This window comes from Flavobacterium sp. (genome assembly GCF_024710485.1).
Classification (GTDB): Bacteria; Bacteroidota; Bacteroidia; order Flavobacteriales; family Flavobacteriaceae; genus Flavobacterium.
The window spans coordinates 1-2,720 of the sequence record NZ_JANJUQ010000008.1 but is presented as its reverse complement, the minus strand read 5'-3'; the positions used below and the strand labels follow the sequence as shown (position 1 = coordinate 2,720).

The following is a 2,720-nucleotide window of genomic DNA, read 5'->3' as shown; positions in this document are numbered from 1 at the left end:
ATGTCGGATCAATTTTCAAATGAAGAAAGAAGTGCATTTTTAATGAGTTTGAATGATGGAAGAGAAGGTGGGATTATTTATTTAAGTAATGGAACGGCTTTTATTATACCGGATAGATTCAGAACCAATAATAATATTGATTTATTAGCTGTTCTTACGAGTAAGGAATTTCAAGATTTTGGAGGTACTATTGACGGCGTTGAGATTATTATACATTCACACCCAGATATAGATGGTGATGGATATCCTGGTTGGCCCTCACATGATGGTCAAATGAAGCCAAATGATTTATCGTCGGCAGCTAGACTCGAAAAAGATTTTTTTCATCGCCAAATTAGTTGGGGTGTATTTATGTGGTTACCACGTCAAGGAAATAATAATGCTGGTGTTTTCTTTTACAATTCAAATTACCATATCTATCAAGATAAAACATATCCATTTTTTGGAAATATGAATTTTCAGAAATTTTGGAAAAGATAAGGAATATTGAAATGAATAATAAATGGAAATTCATAAGAACAGTATGTTTATTAAGCTTAATTATATTAAGCAATTTGTATCTTTTTTCAAAATCAAATACTGACCCAATTTACTTAAGTAGACCAGCTACATCTATGAATGATTCGATTAACAATTATTTATATAATGTTTGGAGGGATACTTTACCCGACGAACAAAAGTATAGATCTATAGATTTCGAAAATATAAGCACTATTCCATATTCAAAAAGAAATTTTGTCAAAGTACTTTTCTGTTATAATACAGATACAATTTCTATAGATGATGATATAATAACTTTTTCAAATCTTGAGTCAATTCATTTGAAAAATGTTACAATTAGCAAAATTTCAAGTAAATTATTTGATTTGCAACATTTAAAAAGGTTGTCTTTTTATAGTTTAAGTATTTTAAATGAAAATAGGGAAATATCATTTAAAGGTATTAATAATTTAAATAATCTAACACATTTGATTTTATGGAACGTTACAGGAATTACACAAATTTCAAATGATATTTTTGATTTAAAGCAATTAGAAGAACTAAATTTAGTTGGTAATTATTCTTCTCATATTAATAATGAGTTTGATAAACTTTCAAATTTAAAAAGTTTGGTATTGGATTCCTTTCAAAATTCAGTAATTCCAAGTAGTATTTATGAATGTAAAAATTTGGAATCTTTGTATATTAGCGGGAATAATTTTTCAAACATACCAAATGAATTCTCAAAATTGACAAAATTGAAAAATATAAGATTCACAGGCACTAATATTTTAACTATACCTGATAATTTGGGCTATCACAAGAATTTACATACATTTATTTTAAATAAAACAAAAGTAAAGAATATTGACAATATTCTAAAAAACTTGACTTTATCTGATGTTTCAAATATAGAAATACTGGATTTAAGTGAAAATGGATTAGAAGTTATAGATTTTCAAGATTTTTCTGTTAAGAATATTTTTATGTTTGACTTGAGCAAAAACAATTTATTTGACATTAGAGGTAAATTAGTTGATTCAGAGATTGACTTAGATCTTGGTAATAATAATTTTTCTGAAATACCTATCTTTTTCAAAGAAAATTCTGGAATTAATTACGTTAATTTATCATTTAACAAAATAACATCTCTTCCTGATTGGATTGGGCAAGTAAAAATAGGTTCAATTTCGTTAAAGAATAACAAAATTAGTTATTTTGGGACAGAATTATGTTCTGATAAATATTTGAATTTTTTAAACCTTGATGGAAATCCTATTACTGATTTTAACCCAATGATATGTGACTGTGAAAAAGATATGCTTATTTCTGTAATCGGTGCAAATGAAGAGCTAGCAAAGAAGATTAGACAATTTAATAATCTTGACACAGATAGAGTTAAGATTGTCACTACGCAAACCGAATACAATAATTACAAAGTCAAAATACAAAGTAAAAAAAGATTTAAGTAATTCAATGAAATATAACAGTAAAAAATTGATTAAAAAAAAACCTAAATTCAGTTCGTTGAAGGAATTACAAAAGATAAAACACTGTTATTCAATCATGGAAATGACTTAAATCGCCGTAATAATCGAGAGCATACGCAAAGTTTTAATCAAATTAGTGATACTTATTTTGGGGGACAATTAGATTGTCATGGAATTTTTTTTTGCAAATGATCCGAGATCATATTTAGTTTATCATAGCCTCGGTCAAGGTAATTTAGTATATTATGTTATTGGTGGTGAAGCAGGTATGTTGGCTCACGAATTGTTTTACCATGGTTATAAATATCTTAAAATGCAAGATTGGACACATAAAGAAGACTTTAATGTAAGACAATCAATTGAATTTAAAAATGCTAATATAAGGAAAAAATAATTATGAGAATTATCTTATTATTGATTTTTGTAAAATTTATCGTTTCATTGCAAATTTATGCTCAATCTAACCCAAGCGCAAATTGTTATGCAAGTATAAAAGATTATCAATTATCAATCAAGTTGATAATAACAAATGAGACAACAAGCGGTTATGGAGAAATGCAATTTGATGAATTCTATTCAAATAGTGTATTTGTTCCAATATCAGAATGGTTAGTAAAATTAATATATTATGACAGTGTATATATTGGTCCTTGGGATAATATTGATAAAGACTTGATAAGTAGTGTTATCTTAATTCCTGATAATAATCATAAAACCATACAATCTATGAGTTCTCTTGGTACTTTTGAC

Annotated in this window: 4 protein-coding genes; all 4 read left to right on the top strand. The window is 26.6% G+C overall.

Going from position 1 to position 2,720, the window contains the following annotated elements; all coding sequences use genetic code 11:
- Nucleotides 1–480: hypothetical protein (locus tag Q0M21_RS02275; protein ID WP_295334150.1), on the top strand; the 480-nt coding region annotated here is incomplete at its 5' end.
- 134 nt (nt 481–614) lie between these two features.
- Complete coding sequence (locus Q0M21_RS02270; protein ID WP_295334147.1) at nt 615–1,952, top strand: leucine-rich repeat domain-containing protein; 1,338 nt, start codon at nt 615–617, stop codon at nt 1,950–1,952.
- Nucleotides 1,953–2,139: 187 nt separating this feature from the next.
- The gene (locus Q0M21_RS02265; protein ID WP_295334145.1) at nt 2,140–2,364 is read left to right on the top strand and encodes a hypothetical protein; all 225 of its coding nucleotides are present in this window, start codon (nt 2,140–2,142) and stop codon (nt 2,362–2,364) included.
- A 2-nt stretch (nt 2,365–2,366) separates the two neighbouring features.
- On the top strand, nt 2,367–2,720 hold a 354-nt coding region (locus tag Q0M21_RS02260; RefSeq protein WP_295334143.1), incomplete at its 3' end, for a hypothetical protein.

Bases quoted from the DNA above. Each gene is read 5' to 3' on its own strand.
- Q0M21_RS02270 (WP_295334147.1), top strand. From the start codon at position 615: ATGAATGATTCGATTAACAATTATTTATATAATGTTTGGAGGGATACT.
- Q0M21_RS02265 (WP_295334145.1), top strand. From the start codon at position 2,140: ATGGAATTTTTTTTTGCAAATGATCCGAGATCATATTTAGTTTATCAT.